The organism is Gordonia sp. NPDC003950 (genome assembly GCF_053605205.1).
Genome location: NZ_JBSGIT010000038.1, coordinates 20160 through 37667, shown reverse-complemented (window position 1 = coordinate 37667; position 17508 = coordinate 20160). Strand labels below are relative to the sequence as shown.

The following is a 17508-nucleotide window of genomic DNA, read 5'->3' as shown; positions in this document are numbered from 1 at the left end:
ACAAAAATTTGTTCACTACCATTCAAAAAAATGGCATCAAACAATCCACCAACACACTATCGAGTTCTCAAAGAACACACACCCACCCGAACTACCCACACAGGGCGAACACCGATGAGCCAGTTCTATTTCCAGAATTGCCACCCGCACTCGGGCAACTTTTCCAGGCTACCAGCCATGTTCCGCGGGCGCAAGTCGCGCCTGCCGGCTTCCGGCTACATCCCAGAGTACGACTCCCCTCACGTAGAGGGAAGACACTGAACAGCCCCCGATTCCTTGTCGGCCCCGGGGGAGTTGCTCTCTGCGGTGCAACAAGAAAGTTACACAGACGCGAACAACACGTCAAATCAGCTGGTCAGAGGGAGATTGTCGCACCGGCGAAGCTCTTCTTGCCGCGCCGAATCACCAACCACCGGCCATGCAACGCATCGCCGGCACCCGGGCGCCAGTCGGCATCGGTGATCTTGGTGTTGTTCACGTAGGCGCCACCCTCGCCGATGGCACGTCGAGCTGCCTTATTGCTGTCGGACAAACCGGTATCCACCAGGAGCTCGACCATCGTCGGCGCCGAATCCGTGTACTCGGCGATCGTGGTCTCTCCGAGAGCGGCGGCCAGCGTTGCCTCGTCGAGTTCATGCAGGTCGCCGCGTCCGAACAATGCCTGACTCGCAAGCTCAACGGCGGCGGTGTTGGCCGATCCATGGATGAGCGTGGTCATCTCGGCGGCAAGCCGCTTCTGCGCGAGGCGTAGATGCGGCGTGTCGACGGTCGCCTGCTCGAGCTCGGCGATCTCGTCCCGGGTGAGGAACGTGAACCACCTCAGGTACCGCACCACATCGGCATCCGCGGTGTTCACGAAGTACTGGTACCAGGCATAAGGACTGGTCAGCTCCGGATTAAGCCACAGGCTGCCACCACCGGTGGACTTGCCGAACTTCTTGCCGTCCGATGACGTCACCAACGGCACCGTCATGGCATGCACCGAATCACCGTCGACTCGCCGGACCAGGTCGACCCCGCCGATGATGTTGCCCCACTGATCCGACCCACCGATTTGCAACGTACAACCGTGACGACGGTGCAGCTCGAGAAAGTCATTGGACTGCAACAGGATGTAGCTGAATTCGGCATAGCTGATGCCGTCGCTCTCCAACCGGCGCTTGACGGTTTCCCGAGCGAGCATCACGTTGACCGAAAAGTGCTTGCCGAGGTCGCGGAGGAAGTCGATAACGGTCATCTCGGCGGTCCAGTCGAGATTGTTGACCAGTACGGCGCTGTTGGCCGAATCGTCGATAGTGACGAAACGCCGCAGCTGGCCACCGATCCGGTCCGCCCATCCACGCACGACATCGGCGGAGTTCATCGTCCGCTCGCCGACGTCCCGCGGGTCGCCGATCATCCCGGTCGCACCGCCGGCGAGGACCAGCGGGCGGTGCCCGGCGAGCTGAAAGCGCCGCAGAGTCAGCAACGGCACGAGATGCCCGGCGTGCAGGCTCGACGCGGTCGGATCAAAGCCCGCATACAGCGTCACCGGTCCGGCCGACAACACCGACCTGAGTTCCTCCAGATCGGTGGACTGCGCGATGAGCCCGCGCCACTGCAGTTCGTCGATGATGTCGGTGGTCACCGCGGGCGTCTGCGACTTCTCAGCACTCACGACGTCGATCTTGTCACCCGCACCGAGGCCGACCGCATCGGGCATCGACGATGTCACGACCCGGCGGTGAGTCGGTTGTGCTCGGCGTCGTCGACGGACCGTGCCTCGTCGGCCAGCATGACCGGGATGCCGTCCGCATCGATGTGATAGGCGACCCGTAGACGAGGGTTGTAGAGATCGTCTCCCGCGTCGAGCAACGGTCCGTGATCCTGTGGGCAGACCAGCCGTTCCCGCACGATCGGGTTGATCGCCTCCGCACGCGACATCCTGTGTGAGTCCTCTCGTCTTGCCTCGGCACCGTTGGACGGGCGCCATCGGTCACCGTCAATCATGCCCCCGCGGTCGCCGAGACCTCGGCACCGGCACCCGCACCGGCCCGGTCATCGTCCCGGCGTCCCCACGGAACCTTGGCGGCCGCCGACCTCGTGTATCTGCGGTACCGGCCATCATCGTCGCGATACCAGACCTTGGGCCCGGGCGGCGGAACCCCCGCGCGTCGAAGCTCGTTGCTCAGCGGACGATACGAATCGGACACGGGAATGTCGTCCACGACGTGGATCAGGTGCGGCCGACTCTCCGCAGGCAGAGCGCCCAATGCCACGCGCAACTGCGTCACGGTGAGCGAGTCGGCCCGGGCATCGTCTCGCAAGGTGACCGCAGCCACTGCGAGGCCGTTCTCCACTTCGCCGACCCCGTAGGCGACAACCTGGTCGACGGCCTCCATCCGAGACAGTGCCTGCTCGATGGGCGGCAGGTAGACGACACCGTCGGAGCTGCGCACCCTGGCGTCGGTCGACCCCATGAACCACATGTCGTCGTCGGCGTCGCGGTAGAACAGGTGACCCGACACCTCCCAGCGGTCCCGCGATGCGAAGACGTCCCGCAACACGGTTGCCGAGGTGTCCAGGCGGGATGGGGTGCGCGCCAACAGAAGTCCCACCTCGCCGACCTCCGCGCGCCGGACGAAGCCGTTCCCGCCAACCGCGAGGCGACGATGGTCGAGGTCGATCGCGGCGATCTGCACCGGGTTGGTCTCGGGGAGTGCGCGGCCCATCGATCCGATCTTGTCGCCGGACACATTGGCCAGGATCGCCGATCCGTCCGCCGTCGCGAAGAACTCGAGAACGCGGGCTCGCGGGAAACTCGAGAGCACGTCCTTCCAGAGTCCGGTGGGCATTCCCGAACCCATGAGCAGGCGTATCGGGTTGTGTTCGTTGATGTGGAAGTCCGGTGATCGCACGATTTCGCGCATCATCGTCCAGGTGTAGGACACCACCGTGACGCCGTACCGGCGGACCTCGGTGCTGAACGTCTCCGCATCGATGCCATTGGACAGCGCGATGCGTGAGCGGCCGACGACGGTCGCGCCGAGGGTGGTCAGCAGGCCGGACGCATGGTGCAGTGGCGGTAGGCAGTAGACGGTGTCGCGGTCGGTCAATCCGGCCGCCGACGCGGCGCCGAATGCCGACATCGCGAACCGGTGGTTGGTGATCGGCCACACCGCCAGATTGCCCTGGGCGCGGGTGAACAGAATGAATGCGAGATCGCCGGCGAGTCCAGGATCGGGGCGGTACCAGGCGGGTACCGGCACCGATTCCGGATCGATCTGCTCCATGTCGATCACCTGTCGACCGTCGGCACCGTCGATGACTCGTGAGTCGCCGCTACCGCCACCGAGCACCAGGACGCGCTCGGCATGGTCGGCGACGATGTCGACGTGGTGCGGATCGGAGATCACCACGATGCAGTCGGTCAGGCGGAGCATCTCGGGGATGTCACCGTCGGCCGACAACAGCACCGCGACCGCCCCCAGCCGCGACAGTGCCGCGACCACGACGAGTGCGCTCGGGCGTGTGGCCATCAGGACGCCGACGTGTTGGCCCGGACGGATACCGCATGAGATGAGTCCGGCGACCACGTTGTCGATGCGGGTGTTGACCTGCGCGTGTGTCAGCACGCGGTTCTCGAAGAGGAACAGTTCCTTGCCGGCACCTCGTTTGGTGTTCTCCGACATCAATTTTCCGAGCGAGATCTGGGTGCCCGGCTGGATCTGACCGAGGCGGAACAAGCGTGGCACCGTCCGTACGGACTCCTGCGCCACCGCGAGCGACGAGCGCTGGAACGTCGTCGCCAATTCGACGATGTCGCGCGACAGACCCGCCCCGGCGTCGGCGACCGCACCGAGCCCGTGCGTGAGCCGCGACGCCAGGCTCACGCCGCTGCCATGACCGGGTTCGCCGAGCACCATCGGCTCGATGCGATCGGGTTGTTCACGCAGTCCGGACTGCCACTCGATCCATTCCGCGGTGATCGGCCACGTCTGCGCTCCAGCCGTGCTACCGACGACGAGCCCGAAATGTCCTACCGGAACCCGGGATTCATAGACCCGTGAGTCCGGAGCGGCCCGCACGATGCCCCGGACCGCGGCCGGCTGCCCGATGTCATCGGCTTCCCCGACGAATGCCAAAGTGGGACAGGTGATCTCAGACAGCGTGACCACCTCTCCGTTGATCACGAAGCCACCCGAGACCATCCGGTTGTGCACCACGAATTGGCGCAGCAACTCCGCGATCGCCGGTCCGGACCACGCCACCCATCCGTCGGACTCGAGGAATCGGCGCTGGTCCTCCCGGGGCAGCAGCGCGTCCCGGTCGTGCAGTTGGCGCAGGAAGTCGATGCGGCTTCGTGCCGTCTTGACCGGATCGAGCATCTGAAATCCCAAGCGCGCCAACCACCCCGGCACCCAGAGGTTGCCGACCACGCGATCGGCGAGGATCTCCGCGCCGGGGACGACCAACCCGGCCGGCAGCCCCAACGGCAGGGCGGCCAGCACGTCGACCGGACTCCCGAACGTGATCAGACTGGCCAGGCCACGCGACCGCCGAAACGCGGCCGTCTGGTAGGCGAACATCCCGCCCTGCGAGTAGCCGGCGAGGTGGACGTCCTTACCGGTCGACTCGATGATCTGATCGATCGCTCGGCTGACGGCCACCACGTGGTCGGCGAGGTTGCGCTCCATCCCGCCCTCTTCGGAGTCTGGCGAGCCGAAGTCGATGACCCAGGGGGTAATGCCGTGTCGATGCAGGATGGATACCGCACCATTGCGCTCGGTGACGTCATAGACGTTGGCGGACACCATCATCGGTGGAATCAACACCACGTTGGGGCCGCCGGTGTCGTCGGGGAAGTATTTGCGGAGCCGGAACATCTTCTCGGTCTCCACGACCGCGAACGGTGCCGGCAGCGTGCCCGTCTCCAGGCCGCCCAGCCGCAGGACCTCGAGTCCGTTCTGCGCTGTCGCGACCACCCTTCCGACCATCGCGCCGACATCCGGCAGTCCGCCGATACCGACCATGTCTTCGGCCTCCCCTCATTCGGAGGTACCCGCACGTGCGTCAGGTGTGCCGTGTCCCCCGATCAGGCATCACCAGGGCACCATCACAGACACCGCCCACCAGTGTGGCCCTCACTCTACTCGACCGCGTGTGGACAAACGCGGATTATCACTGGAGGGTGCGCCCCGCCCAGTCGGCACGTTGCCGGGCCACCACATCGCCCAGCACACCCAGCTGTCGACGGACCTGGTCGGAGGCGGTGCCGCCGTGCGCGTCGCGGGATTCGATGGAACCCCGCACCGACAAGACTTCGCGGACGTCGGGCGTCAACGCGGGATCGATGGCGGCGAACGCCGCGTCGTCGAGACCATCGAGACCCACTCCCCGACTCTCCGCCTCACGCACACACGCCCCGGCGAGCTCATGCGCGACACGGAACGGCACACCTTGTCGCACCAGCCATTCGGCGATGTCGGTGGCCAAGGTGAACCCGGCGGGTGCAAGCTCGGCCATGCGGTCTTCGTGGAACTCGAGTGTGGCGACGAGCCCGGTGATCGCGGGCAACAGTAGTTCGAGCTGCGCGACCGCGTCGAAGACCGGTTCCTTGTCCTCCTGGAGGTCACGGTTGTAGGCCAAGGGCTGGGCCTTGAGCGTGGCCATCAGTCCGGTCAGGTCCCCGATCAGGCGCCCGGCCTTACCGCGGGCGAGTTCGGCGACGTCCGGATTCTTCTTCTGCGGCATGATCGAGCTGCCCGTCGACCACGCATCGGCCAGCGTGACGTAACCGAATTCCGGTGTGCTCCAGAGGATGACCTCTTCGGCCAGGCGGGAGAGGTCGACGGCGATCATCGCGAAGACGAAGGCCGCCTCGGCGGCAAAGTCACGCGAGGAGGTGGCGTCGATCGAGTTCTCGGCGGGGGCGTCGAACCCCAACTCGATGGCGATGGCGCCCGGGTCCAGTCCCAGCGACGATCCGGCCAGTGCGCCGGAACCGTACGGGGACACCGCAGTTCGACGATCGGCGTCGGCGAGTCGGTCGACATCGCGGATCAGCGGTTGGGCATGGGCCAGCAGATGGTGGGCCAGCAGCACCGGCTGGGCGGCCTGCAGGTGCGTCTTGCCGGGCATCACCGCATCCGGGTGCGCGATCGCCTGCCCCATCAGGGCTTCGACCACATCGAGCACGCCGGTTGCCACCCGCGTCATGGCGTCACGGACCCACATCCGAAACAGCGTCGCCACCTGGTCATTTCGCGACCGCCCGGCCCGCAACCGACCGCCGAGTTCCGGGCCGACACGCTCGATCAGTCCTCGTTCGAGGGCTCCGTGCACGTCCTCGTCGGTGGGTGCCGGACCGAAGGAACCGTCGGCGACGTCGGCGGCCAACCGATCGAGGCCGTCGAGCATCGCGGCCAGATCGTCGTCACCGAGCAGTCCGGCGGTGTTCAGCACCCGGGCGTGTGCCTTGGACGCCCGGATGTCGAAAGGCGCCAGCACCCAGTCGAATTGGGTGGACTTGCTCAGCGCCGCCATCGCCGCGGCCGGGCCGTCGGCGAAGCGACCGCCCCAGAGCGACCCTTCGTTGGTGCCGCCGGCTCCGGTGTCACTCACCGATCAGGTCCCGTCGCGCCGCGATCTTGGACGACAGTCCGTGCAGTTCGACGAACCCGCGGGCGTTGGACTGGTCGAAGCTGTCGCCCTCGTCGTAGGTGGCGAGGTTGAAGTCATAGAGCGATTCGGGGCTGCGACGTCCGTTGACGGCGATGTGCCCGCCGTGCAGAGTGAGCCGGATGTCGCCGGTGACGTGCTCCTGGGTGGAGTCGACAAAGGCGTCCAGGGAGCGCTTCAGCGGCGAGAACCACAGTCCGTCGTAGACGAGCTCGGCCCACTTCTGGTCGGTACGCCGCTTGTAGCGACCCAGTTCACGTTCAAGGGTGACGTGCTCGAGTTCCTCGTGCGCGGTGATGAGCACCATCGCGCCGGGCGCCTCGTACACCTCACGGCTCTTGATGCCGACGAGCCGGTCCTCGACGACGTCGAGACGACCCACGCCCTGGGCGCCGGCGCGTCGATTGAGTTCCTCGATGGCATCGAGCACGCTCACCGGGCGGCCGTCGATCGCGATCGGGCGTCCCTTGTCGAAGGAGATGATCACTTCGTCGGGCGACTGCCAGTTGATGGTCGGGTCGTCGGTGTAGGAGTAGACGTCCTTGGTCGGCGCATTCCAGAGGTCCTCGAGGAATCCAGTCTCGACCGCGCGGCCCCACACGTTCTGGTCGATCGAGAACGGGGACTTCTTGGTCACGTTGATCGGGATGGCGTTCTCCTCGGCGAAGGCGATCGCCTTCTCACGGGTCCACGCGTAGTCGCGGACCGGCGCGATGACCTCGAGTTCTGGTGCCAGCGAGGCGAATCCGACCTCGAAGCGCACCTGATCGTTGCCCTTGCCGGTGCAGCCGTGGGCCACGACCGTGCCGCCGTGGTCACGCGCGGCGGTCACCAGATGCTTGGCGATCAGCGGCCGCGACAGGGCCGAGACCAGCGGGTACCGGTCCATGTAGAGGGCGTTGGAGGTGATGGCGGGCAGGCAGTAGTCGTCGGCGAACTCATTGCGGGCATCGACGAGCACCGCCTCGACGGCGCCACAGTCGATGGCACGCTGGCGCACGACCTCCATGTCCTCGCCGCCCTGCCCGAGATCGAGCGCGACGGCGACGACCTCCTTGCCGGTCTCCTTGGCGATCCAGCTGATGGCGACCGAGGTATCCAGTCCGCCTGAGTATGCGAGTACGACGCGATCGGCCATGGTGATGTGAGCTCCTGTTTCGTGGGTGCGCGTCCGTCGTCGGACGCGATGTATGTGGTCTTCGGGTGCGGAGGTGGGGTCTGGTGGTTTCGGGAGTTGGGTCAGCCGATCACACGAGACCCTCGATTCGTCGGGCGAGTTCGGCGCCGTCGATGGGGTCGCGGGCGCAGACGAAGATCGTGTCGTCGCCGGCGATCGTGCCGACGACGTCGGGCAGGCTGGCGCGGTCGATCGCGCTGGCGAGGTAGTGCGCAGCGCCCGGTGGGGTCCGCAGCACCGCCAGGTTGCCGCTGCTGTCGGTCGAGACGAGCAACTCCGACAGGAGCCGCGCGAGACGGTCGGTGCCGCCGAACACCCCGCGCAAGGGCGATCCGTCCTCGGGCACCACGTACACGCCGACGCCGCCGTCGGCCGCGCGGAGTTTGACCGCTCCGAGCTCGTCGAGGTCGCGGGAGATCGTCGCCTGGGTGGCGTCGATGCCCTGCGCGGAGAGCAGCTGCTGCAGTTCGGACTGACTGCGCACCTGATTCTTCGCGAGGATCTCGACGATCAGCGCGTGCCGGCCCGCCCGGGTGGACGCCAGCCGGGTCACCGGGTGGTGTTCACTGGAGGCCGTCACGATCGCTCCAACAGCCAGATGAGCAGCGCCTTCTGGGCGTGCAACCGATTCTCCGCCTCGTCGAACACGACGCTGGCCGGGCCGTCGATGACCTCGTCGGTGATCTCGTCGCCGCGGTGCGCGGGCAGGCAGTGCAGCACGATCGCCTCGGGGTCGGCGACGGCGAGGAGTTCGGAGTTGATCTGATACGGCAGGAAGGGCGCCTTGCGGTCCTTACCGTCGTCCTCCTGCCCCATCGAGACCCAGGTGTCGGTGACGAGCACGTCGGCGCCGGTGGACGCCCGCTGCGGATCACCGATCACGCTGATGGAGCCGCCGGTGACGTTGGCACGCTTCTCGGTGTCGGCGATCACCTGCGGGTCGGGTTCGAAGCCGAGCGGCGAACTGATCGTGACGTGCATTCCGGCGGTGACGCCGCCCAGAGCCAGCGAGTGCGCCATGTTGTTGGCGCCGTCACCGAGGTAGGTCATCTTCAGCCCGGCGGTGCGGCCCTTGCGCTCGATGATGGTCTGCAGGTCGGCCAGCACCTGGCAGGGGTGGAAGGTGTCCGACAGTGCGTTGATCACCGGGACGGTCGCGGTGGCGGCCATCTCCTCGAGACGTTCGTGTCCGAAGGTCCGCCACACGACGGCCTCGACAAATCGAGACAACACCCGACCGGTATCCGCGAGGGACTCGTCGCGGCCCAGTTGGGTGGTCCGGCCGTCGACGACGACGGCGTGTCCACCGAGCTGCGCGACGCCCATCTCGAAGGAGAACCGGGTGCGGGTGGAGTTCTTGTCGAAAATGACGCCGACCCCGCGCGGTCCTTCCAGCGGCCGGAAGGCGTACGGGTTGGCCTTCACCTCGGCGGCGATCGCCAGGATCTGCGCCTGCTCGTCGGGTGTCACGTCGTCATCGCGCAGGAAGTGCCGGGTCACGACTGCTCCTTCCGGTCGGCGGCGGCCGCCGCGGTGTCCAGGAAACCGGGCAGGGCGGCGACGAAATCGGCGCCCTGCTGTTCGGTGAGAATCAGCGGTGGAGCCAGTCGCAGCACGTCGGGTGCCGGCGCGTTGATGAGGTATCCACCGTCCCGGGCCGCCGCCTCGGTGCCGGCGGCCAGCGGCGCGTTGAGCACGATTCCGAGCAGCAGTCCCGCACCCCGCACGTGCGAGATCTGCGGATGGCCCAGATTCTCGATGCCGGTGGCAATCGATTTCCCGACGGCCGCAACGTGATCGACGAGACCCTGCTTCTCGATCTCACCCAGGACCGCGAGCGCGGCGGCGGCCGAGACGGGATTGCCTCCGAACGTGGTGCCGTGCTGGCCGGGAGTGAACAACTCGGCTGCCGGACCGGTGGCCACGCACGCACCGATCGGCAACCCGCCGCCGAGCCCTTTCGCCAAGGTCATCACGTCCGGCACCACACCCACCTGCTGATGTGCAAAGAAGGTTCCGGTGCGGGCGATCCCGGTCTGCACCTCGTCGAGGATCAGCAAGGCCCCGTGTTCCGCGGTGATCCGGCGGGCGTGCGCGAGGTAATCGGCGGGGGGAACCACCACGCCCGCCTCCCCCAGGATCGGCTCGAGAATGACCGCCGCGGTCTGTTCGCCGACGGCCGCCTTGAGTGCCGCGACGTCGCCGTAGGGCACGAAGTCGACCCCCGGGGGCATCGGCTCGAACGGTTCGCGTTTGGCGGGTTGCCCGGTCATCGCCAGGGCGCCCATGGTCCGGCCGTGAAATGCCTTCTCGGCGGCGATGATCTGCCGACGGCCGGTGCGGCGCGCGAGCTTGAACGCGGCCTCGTTGGCCTCGGTGCCCGAGTTGCAGAAGAACACCCGGCCCGGATGCCCGAACCTGTCGAGCAGGGCTTCGGCGAGTTCGACCACCCGCTCGTTCACATAGAGGTTGGAGACATGCCCGAGCGTCTGCAACTGCGTCGACACCGCGTCGATGATGGCCGGGTGGGCGTGGCCGAGTGCGTTGACCGCGATACCACCCAGCAAGTCGAGGTAGCGCCGGCCGTCGGCGTCCCACACGTAGGCGCCCTCACCCCGTTCGAGTGCGATCGGCGGGGTGCCGTAGTTGTTCATCAACGCCGAGGTCCAGCGCTGCTGCCATGGGGTGGTCATGAGTGCTCGGCCTTCGTTCCGGTTTGGGTGAGAGTTGCTGTGGGAAAATCGGAGTCGACGTCACCGGGCACAACGGTGGTGCCCGCGGAGCTCGATGTGAGCAGTTCCGCGAGGACCGCGTGGGGTACCCGCCCGTCGATGACGTGGGCGCGGCTCACCCCACCGGCGACGGCCCGCAGGCAGGCCTCCATCTTGGGAACCATGCCCGAATCCAGGCTTGGCAGGAGTCGCGTCAGGGCGTCGGTGCCGATCTGCGAGACCAGCGACGAACGGTCCGGCCAGTCGGTGTAGAGCCCCTCGACGTCGGTGAGCATCACCAGTCGCGACGCGCCGAGAGCCTCGGCGAGGGCGCCGGCGGCGGTGTCGGCGTTGATGTTGTGGACCACGCCGTCGCGATCGGGTGCGATCGTGGAGACCACGGGAATCCGGCCGGCCGCAACGAGATCGAGTACAGCCGAGGTGTTCACCGAGGTGATGTCACCGACCAGACCGATGTCGGTGGCCACACCCTCGACGAGGACGGTGCGGCGGGTCGCGGTGAACAGGTGCGCGTCCTCACCGGTCAACCCCACCGCATACGGACCGTGTGCGTTGATCAGTCCGACCAGTTCACGCCCGACCTGACCGAAGAGCACCATCCGGGCGACATCCATCACCTCGGGTGTGGTGACGCGGAAGCCGCCCCGGAATTCGCCGGACAGACCCAATCGGGAGAGCATCGCCGAGATCTGCGGCCCCCCACCGTGAACGACCACCGGATGCATACCGCACGCGCGGAGGAACACCATGTCGGCGGCGAAGGCGCGTTTGAGATCCTCGTCGACCATCGCGTTGCCGCCGTACTTGACGACGACGGTCGCGCCGGCCAGCGCCTGCAGGGCCGGAAGAGCCTCTGCCAACACGGTCGCCTTGTCGATGGCCGGCAGGTCGGAGTGATCGATCCCGTTGTCGCTCATGAGGAGTACGCCGAGTTCTCTTCGACGTAGGCGTGCGAGAGGTCGGTGGTGCGGATGGTGGCACTCGCCTCACCGAGCCCCAGTTCGATCCGGACGTTGACATCGACAGCCGACAGATCGACGTCGCGTGCACCCTCGGCACCGGTTCCGTCGACACACACCGCATGTCCGTTGAACGACACCGAGATACGGTCCGGCTCGATCGGGACCGGCGCGATGCCGACGGCCGCCAGTACCCGGCCCCAGTTGGGATCGGAACCGAACAGTGCGGTCTTCACCAGCGAATCCCGGGCGACGACCCGGGCAATGGTGATCGCGTCGTCCTCAGTGCGCGCCCCGGCGACCGTGATCAGGATCCGCTTGGTGACGCCCTCGGCGTCGGCCATGAGTTGTGCCGCAAGATCATCGCAGACGGCCAGGACGGCGGCATCGAGGTCGTCCTGCTCGACCGGGATCTGGCTGGCACCCGAACTGAGCAGTAGCACAGTGTCATTCGTCGAGGTCGAACCATCGATGTCGAGTCGGTCGAACGTTGCTGCGGTGGCGCGCCGCAGTGCGGTGTCGAGTTGTTCGGCGCTGGCGCGGGCATCGGTGGTGAGCACGCACAGCATCGTCGCCAGCGACGGCGCCATCATGCCGGCGCCCTTGGCCATCCCACCGACGTTCCACCCCTGCGGATGATGCAGCGCAGCCTGTTTGGGCACCGTGTCGGTGGTCATGATGGCGTAAGCGGCGTCGGTTCCGCCGGAGAGCCCACCACCCATCTCGTGGACGATCTCGGTGACCCCGGCGAGGACCTTGTCCATGGGCAGGCGATCACCGATGAGGCCGGTCGAGCAGACCGCAACCTCGACCGCACCGGTATCGGTACCCCAGTTGCTCAAGGCGTCGGCCACGGCCTCGGCGGTGGCATGGGTGTCCTGGAAACCGCCCGGACCCGTACATGCGTTCGCTCCACCGGAATTGAGGATCACCGCGCGCAGACGTCCGGTGGTCAGTACCTGCTGCGACCACAACACCGGTGCGGCCTTCACCTGATTGCGGGTGAAAACTCCCGCGGCGGAGTAGTCGGGGCCCTCGTTGAACACGAGCGCGAGATCGGCCTTGCCCGACGCCTTGATCCCGGCCGCGATACCGGCGGCCCGGAAGCCGAGCGGCGCGGTGACCCCCTGTTCACGCAGCAACCGCGGGCCTTCGATCGGTGCTCCCCCGACGATCCGGTCGTCCGATGTGGTCACGGTGCCACCCCCACGGTGCTCAGCCCTTCTGCCTCATCCCAGCCCAACGCCAGGTTCATCGATTGCACGGCGGCGCCGCCGGTGCCCTTGGTCAGGTTGTCCACCGCACCCACGGCGACGAGCGTGCCCGCCCGTTCGTCGACCGTCACGGCCAGCTGAACCGCATTGGAGCCGATCACCGAACCGGTCGTCGGCAACGATCCGGCGGGCAGGACGTGGATGAAATGTTCGTCGGTGTAAGCCTTGTCGTACGCGGCACGGACCTCGTCGGCGCTCGCGCCCGTGCGGGCGGTGCAGGTGGCGAGGATGCCGCGGGACATCGGTACGAGGACGGGGGTGAAGGACACGCTGACCGGGATGTCCGCGGCCGCCGACAAGGCCTGAGCGATCTCCGGGGTGTGCCGATGGACTCCGCCGACGCCGTAGGCCCGGGCCGATCCGATGACCTCGGAGGCCAGCAGGTCGACCTTCGGCGCACGGCCGGCGCCGGAGGTTCCGCTCACCGCGACGACGGTGACGGCCGGTTCGATCAGTCCCGCGGCCACGGCGGGCAGCAGCGACAGGATCGAGATCGTCGGATAGCAGCCGGGCACCGCGATACGACTTGCGTCGCGCAGCACCTCCCGGTTGCCCGGGAGCTCCGGCAGACCGTACGGCCAGGTACCGGCGTGATCGCCGCCGTAGTACGTCGTCCAGTCGGCCGGGTCACGCAGCCGGAAATCGGCACCGCAGTCGATGACCAGGGTGGTCGGCGGCAGTGCGTCGGCGATCGCCGCGGAGGTGCCATGCGGCAACCCGAGGAACACCACGTCGTGTCCGGCGAGGATCTCCGGGGTGGTCTCCTCGAGCACCCGATCGGCCAACGGAAGCAGGTGTGGATGCTGTGAGCCGAGCGTGCTGCCCGCGTTGCCGCCGGCGGTCAACGCGCCGATCTCGAGGTCCCGGGAATGCAGTCGGGGATGTCCGCACAGCAGGCGCAGGATTTCCCCGCCCGCGTAGCCACTCGCACCGGCGACCGCCACCTTGATCGTCATGCAATCATTATGCATGACGCTGCAAATCAATTCACCAGGGGTAGGGGCGCCTCAGCGCAAGCGCGCTCCCACCTGATCGCCGGCGTTCTCCACCGCGGCGAGTTTGGCTGCGTTGGCCTCGTCTTCGGTGAGCGTACGGTCCTGCGCACGGAATCGCAGGGCGAAGGTCAGCGACTTGTGACCCTCGCCGACCTGGCTGCCGGTGAAGACATCGAAGAGTTCGATGGACTCGAGCAGATCTCCGGCACCGGACCGGAGCGCCTCGGCGACCACCCCGGCCGGAACATCGGCGGCCACGACGACCGCGACGTCCTGCAGTACCGCCGGGAACACACTGACGCGAGGTGCCGGAAGTACCACGCCCAGCGGGAGGGCATCGACGTCGACCTCGACCGCACAGGTCCGCTTGGGCAGTCCGGAGCGTTCGAGTACGGCCGGATGGAGTTCACCGGCGAAGCCGACGGTCACGCCGTCAACGGTGAGCCGAGCGCAGCGGCCCGGATGCCATGGGCGCTCATCGGCTGCGGACAGGTCGACGGTCACGCCCGCGGCACGGCCGACGGCACGGGCGGCCTCGAACGCGTCAAGGTAGTCGGCCGGACGACCCGGACCCCATGGTCCGGCCGGATCACGCTGACCCACCAGCACTGCGGCGACGTGCAGCGGCTGAAGCGGGAGGGAGGCGTCGAGTGCGGCGATCTCCTCCTCGGTCGGGCGTCGCGTCACATCGAGCGCGCCGACCGGGGCGACATGGTCACCGGCGATGACGACCTGACCCACGGTGAACAATGCCAGATCCCGCTGCCCGCGGGCGATGTTGCGTCCGGCCATCTCCAGCAACCCCGGCAACAAGGTGGTATTCAGCTCGGGCCGGTCTGCCTCGAGCGGATTGAGCACCTTCACCGTCTTGCGACGCTCGTCGTCGGCGGGCAGATCCCACACATCGAACACACCGGCCGGCATGAACGGGTAAGGCAACACCTCGACGTAGCCGTCGAGGGCCAGGGTGCGACCGATACTGCGACGACGCTGCTGTTGCGGCGTCAGGCCGGTCCCGGCAGCCGGCGCGCGCGGCGGGATGGCCGGGATGTCCTCCAGACCCTGGAGACGCAGCACCTCCTCCACGAGATCCGCGCGTTGACGCAGGTCCGGTCGCCAGGAGGGCGGCGTCACCGAGAGCCGATCGGTGCCGGTGACGACGCAACCGACCTCGGTCAGCCGGGCCTCGGTGGTGCCCACCGGATACGGGATGCCCGCGGTGCGGTCGGGTTCGTCGGCGGCGATGTCGATCGGCGCGGGCGCGGGGATGTCCACGCGGGCCTCCGACAACGGTCCGGCAACCCGACCGCCGGCGAGGTCGACGATGAGCGATGCACCGCGGTCGGACGCGACGACGGTGACCTCCGGATCGACCGACCGCTCGAAGCGCTTGGTGGCCTCCGAGGTCAGCTTGTGGCGTTTGCCGGTACGGAACACCCGAACCGGATCGAAGGTGGCCGATTCCAGTAGCACCCGGGTGGTCTCGGGACCCACCTCGGTGGCCTCTCCACCCATGAGTCCGGCCAGCGCGATGGGACCACTGTCGTCGGCGATGACGACATCCTCCGGATCGAGCTCACGCACGACGCCGTCGAGGGTGGTCAGCTTCTCCCCCGCGACAGCGTTGCGGACGGTGATCGTGCCGGTGAGTTTGTCGGCGTCGAACGCGTGCAGCGGTTGTCCGAGTTCGAGCATCACGTAGTTGGTGACGTCGACGATTGCCGAGATCGGTCGCACACCGGCGACCATGAGTCGTTTCTGTACCCACCACGGTGACACCGAGCGGGCGTCCACGCCGGTGAGCAGGCGCGCGGTGTAGCGGGTGGCCTGCGACGCCGCATCGATCGCCACCGGCCAGGGCTCGTCGTCGCCGGCCGCGAGCGGCTCGCCGGGGAGTCCGACGTCGACGAACGGCACCGAGAAGGCGCCGGCGAGTTCGCGACCGAGTCCACGGATGGAGAAGGCGTAGCCGCGGTCGGGGGTGACGTTGACGTCGATGGCGGCGTCGTCGAGGCCGAGGACCTCACGCGCGTCGGCACCGGGCTCGGCGGTGCCGGGGGCGAGGACGAGGATGCCCGCATGGTCGGTGCCGATACCCATCTCGGAAACCGAACAGATCATCCCGTCGGAGGTGTGTCCGTAGGTCTTGCGCGCGGTGATCTCGAACGGACCCGGCAGCACGGTTCCGGGCAATGCCGCGACGATCAGGTCACCTTCGGCGAAATTCCGTGCACCACAGATGATCCCGCGTGGCTCGGCCTCACCGACCTCGACCATGCAGTAGCGGATGGGTTTCTTGAACTCGGTCAGTTCGGTGATCGTCTGCACCCGGCCGATCACCAGCGGTCCGGTGATCTCCGGGAACGGATCGATGTCCTCGATCTCGAATCCGACGCGGACGAAGCCTGCGTCGATCTGCTCGGTGGTCGCCGACCAGGTCGGGTCGCCGGCGCGAAGCACCTCGGTGTACCAGGACTGTGGGGCACGCACGTCAGTCAGCTGCTTTCATCGATCGTTGGGCGGTGGGAGAAGCGGCTCAGGCCGCAGGGCCGAACGGGAGGGAGAAACGGATGTCCCCCTCGACCATGTCCCGCATGTCGGAGATGTCGTTACGGAACTGCAGGGTGCGTTCGAGGCCCATGCCGAACGCGAAGCCGGAGTAGACGTCAGGGTCGATTCCGCTGGCGCGCAACACATTCGGGTTCACCATGCCGCAGCCACCCCATTCGACCCAGCCGGGCCCGCCCTTCTTGCCGGGGAACCACACGTCGACCTCGGCCGACGGCTCGGTGAACGGGAAGTAGCTCGCGCGCATGCGGGTGGTGGTTTCGGGGCCGAACAGGGCCCGCGCGAAAACCTCCAGGGTGCCGCGCAGATTGGCGAGGGTGAGGCCTTTGTCGACGGCGAGCCCCTCGATCTGGTGGAACACCGGCGTGTGGGTGGCGTCGAGTTCGTCGGTGCGGAAGGTGCGTCCCGGGCACGCCACGTAGATCGGCACCTCGCGGTTGAGCATCGAGCGCACCTGGACCGGCGAGGTGTGGGTGCGCAGCACCTGACGGGATCCCTCGGGTGCGATGTAGAAGGTGTCCTGCATCGACCGGGCCGGATGATCCGGAAGGAAGTTGAGGGCGTCGAAATTGTAATGCTCGGTCTCGACCTCCGGGCCTTCGGCGATCTCCCACCCCATACCGACAAACACGTCGGCCACCTGCTCGGCGATCACCGTGATCGGGTGGCGGGCACCGGCGGGGCGACGCCGCGACGGCAGGGTGACATCCACCGACTCGGCGACGAGGACCGCGGTGTCACGCTCGGCCTCCAGGACGACGATCCGGGCGTCGAGTGCGGAGCTCACGCGACCGCGCACCTCGTTGACGAGCTTGCCCGCGGCCGATCGCTGATCCTTGGGGAGGCTGCCCAGCGCGCGCCGGGCGAGTGCAATCGCCGACCGATCTCCGAGATGAGCGGTCTTGGCCGCCGCGATCGCATCGAGGTCCGCGGCCGCATCAAACGCAGCGATCGCTGATGCGGCCGCGTCATCGAGCTCGTGCTGCTCGGGAAAACGGAGATCGGTGGTCGGTTGCTCGGACTTTCCCTGCTCTTTGCCGGAAGGTGCCACGGCTGGCGGACTCCTCGTATCGCGTGTCGGACAGACTCCTCGATCGCTTGCGTACGGGCGAAACACACCGTCAGCGGCTGCGATGATTCCCT

13 protein-coding genes are annotated in these 17508 nt (G+C 67.3%); all 13 read right to left on the bottom strand.

The window, feature by feature from the left end; genetic code table 11:
• Nucleotides 1–355 precede the first annotated feature (355 nt).
• Nucleotides 356–1714 (bottom strand): tyrosine--tRNA ligase, encoded by a 1359-nt coding sequence (gene tyrS / locus ACWETB_RS22910; protein ID WP_449744008.1) that lies wholly within the window; start codon nucleotides 1712–1714, stop codon nucleotides 356–358.
• Nucleotides 1711–1923: a Trm112 family protein gene (locus ACWETB_RS22905; protein WP_348807477.1), complete on the bottom strand. Its 213-nt coding sequence runs from the start codon at nucleotides 1921–1923 to the stop codon at nucleotides 1711–1713. The genes tyrS and ACWETB_RS22905 overlap by 4 nt, the downstream gene beginning before the upstream one ends.
• Before the next feature lie 62 nt (nucleotides 1924–1985).
• Nucleotides 1986–5012 carry an AMP-binding protein gene (locus tag ACWETB_RS22900; RefSeq protein ID WP_452213851.1) on the bottom strand — a complete coding sequence of 1009 codons (3027 nt, stop codon included), beginning with the start codon at nucleotides 5010–5012 and terminating at the stop codon, nucleotides 1986–1988.
• A 148-nt stretch (nucleotides 5013–5160) separates the two neighbouring features.
• Nucleotides 5161–6603, bottom strand: coding sequence for an argininosuccinate lyase (gene argH, locus ACWETB_RS22895; RefSeq protein WP_449744006.1), 1443 nt, complete (start codon nucleotides 6601–6603; stop codon nucleotides 5161–5163).
• Nucleotides 6596–7798 (bottom strand): argininosuccinate synthase, encoded by a 1203-nt coding sequence (locus ACWETB_RS22890; protein WP_449744005.1) that lies wholly within the window; start codon nucleotides 7796–7798, stop codon nucleotides 6596–6598. Before ACWETB_RS22890 ends, argH begins: the two co-directional genes overlap by 8 nt.
• A gap of 109 nt (nucleotides 7799–7907) precedes the next feature.
• Entirely contained in the window at nucleotides 7908–8417 is a 510-nt protein-coding gene (locus tag ACWETB_RS22885) for an arginine repressor (protein ID WP_348807483.1), read from the bottom strand.
• On the bottom strand, nucleotides 8414–9337 hold the full coding sequence (gene argF / locus ACWETB_RS22880; protein ID WP_449744004.1) for an ornithine carbamoyltransferase: 924 nt from the start codon (nucleotides 9335–9337) through the stop codon (nucleotides 8414–8416). Before argF ends, ACWETB_RS22885 begins: the two co-directional genes overlap by 4 nt.
• A complete protein-coding gene (locus tag ACWETB_RS22875) occupies nucleotides 9334–10530 on the bottom strand; it encodes an acetylornithine transaminase (protein WP_452213848.1) in 1197 nt (398 codons plus the stop codon). The genes argF and ACWETB_RS22875 overlap by 4 nt, the downstream gene beginning before the upstream one ends.
• A complete protein-coding gene (gene argB / locus ACWETB_RS22870) occupies nucleotides 10527–11486 on the bottom strand; it encodes an acetylglutamate kinase (protein WP_452213846.1) in 960 nt (319 codons plus the stop codon). Before argB ends, ACWETB_RS22875 begins: the two co-directional genes overlap by 4 nt.
• Complete coding sequence (argJ, locus tag ACWETB_RS22865; RefSeq protein WP_449744001.1) at nucleotides 11483–12724, bottom strand: bifunctional glutamate N-acetyltransferase/amino-acid acetyltransferase ArgJ; 1242 nt, start codon at nucleotides 12722–12724, stop codon at nucleotides 11483–11485. The genes argB and argJ overlap by 4 nt, the downstream gene beginning before the upstream one ends.
• Nucleotides 12721–13758, bottom strand: coding sequence for an N-acetyl-gamma-glutamyl-phosphate reductase (gene argC / locus ACWETB_RS22860; protein ID WP_449744000.1), 1038 nt, complete (start codon nucleotides 13756–13758; stop codon nucleotides 12721–12723). Before argC ends, argJ begins: the two co-directional genes overlap by 4 nt.
• A 51-nt stretch (nucleotides 13759–13809) precedes the next feature.
• A complete protein-coding gene (gene pheT, locus ACWETB_RS22855) occupies nucleotides 13810–16287 on the bottom strand; it encodes a phenylalanine--tRNA ligase subunit beta (protein WP_449743999.1) in 2478 nt (825 codons plus the stop codon).
• Nucleotides 16288–16333: 46 nt separating this feature from the next.
• Nucleotides 16334–17416 (bottom strand): phenylalanine--tRNA ligase subunit alpha, encoded by a 1083-nt coding sequence (gene pheS, locus ACWETB_RS22850; RefSeq protein WP_348807490.1) that lies wholly within the window; start codon nucleotides 17414–17416, stop codon nucleotides 16334–16336.
• Between the last annotated feature and the right edge of the window lie 92 nt (nucleotides 17417–17508).

Bases quoted from the DNA above. Each gene is read 5' to 3' on its own strand.
- ACWETB_RS22890 (WP_449744005.1), bottom strand. From the start codon at position 7,798: ATGGCCGATCGCGTCGTACTCGCATACTCAGGCGGACTGGATACCTCG.
- ACWETB_RS22875 (WP_452213848.1), bottom strand. From the start codon at position 10,530: ATGACCACCCCATGGCAGCAGCGCTGGACCTCGGCGTTGATGAACAAC.
- argB (WP_452213846.1), bottom strand. From the start codon at position 11,486: ATGAGCGACAACGGGATCGATCACTCCGACCTGCCGGCCATCGACAAG.
- ACWETB_RS22900 (WP_452213851.1), bottom strand. From the start codon at position 5,012: ATGGTCGGTATCGGCGGACTGCCGGATGTCGGCGCGATGGTCGGAAGG.
- argC (WP_449744000.1), bottom strand. From the start codon at position 13,758: ATGACGATCAAGGTGGCGGTCGCCGGTGCGAGTGGCTACGCGGGCGGG.
- ACWETB_RS22905 (WP_348807477.1), bottom strand. From the start codon at position 1,923: ATGTCGCGTGCGGAGGCGATCAACCCGATCGTGCGGGAACGGCTGGTC.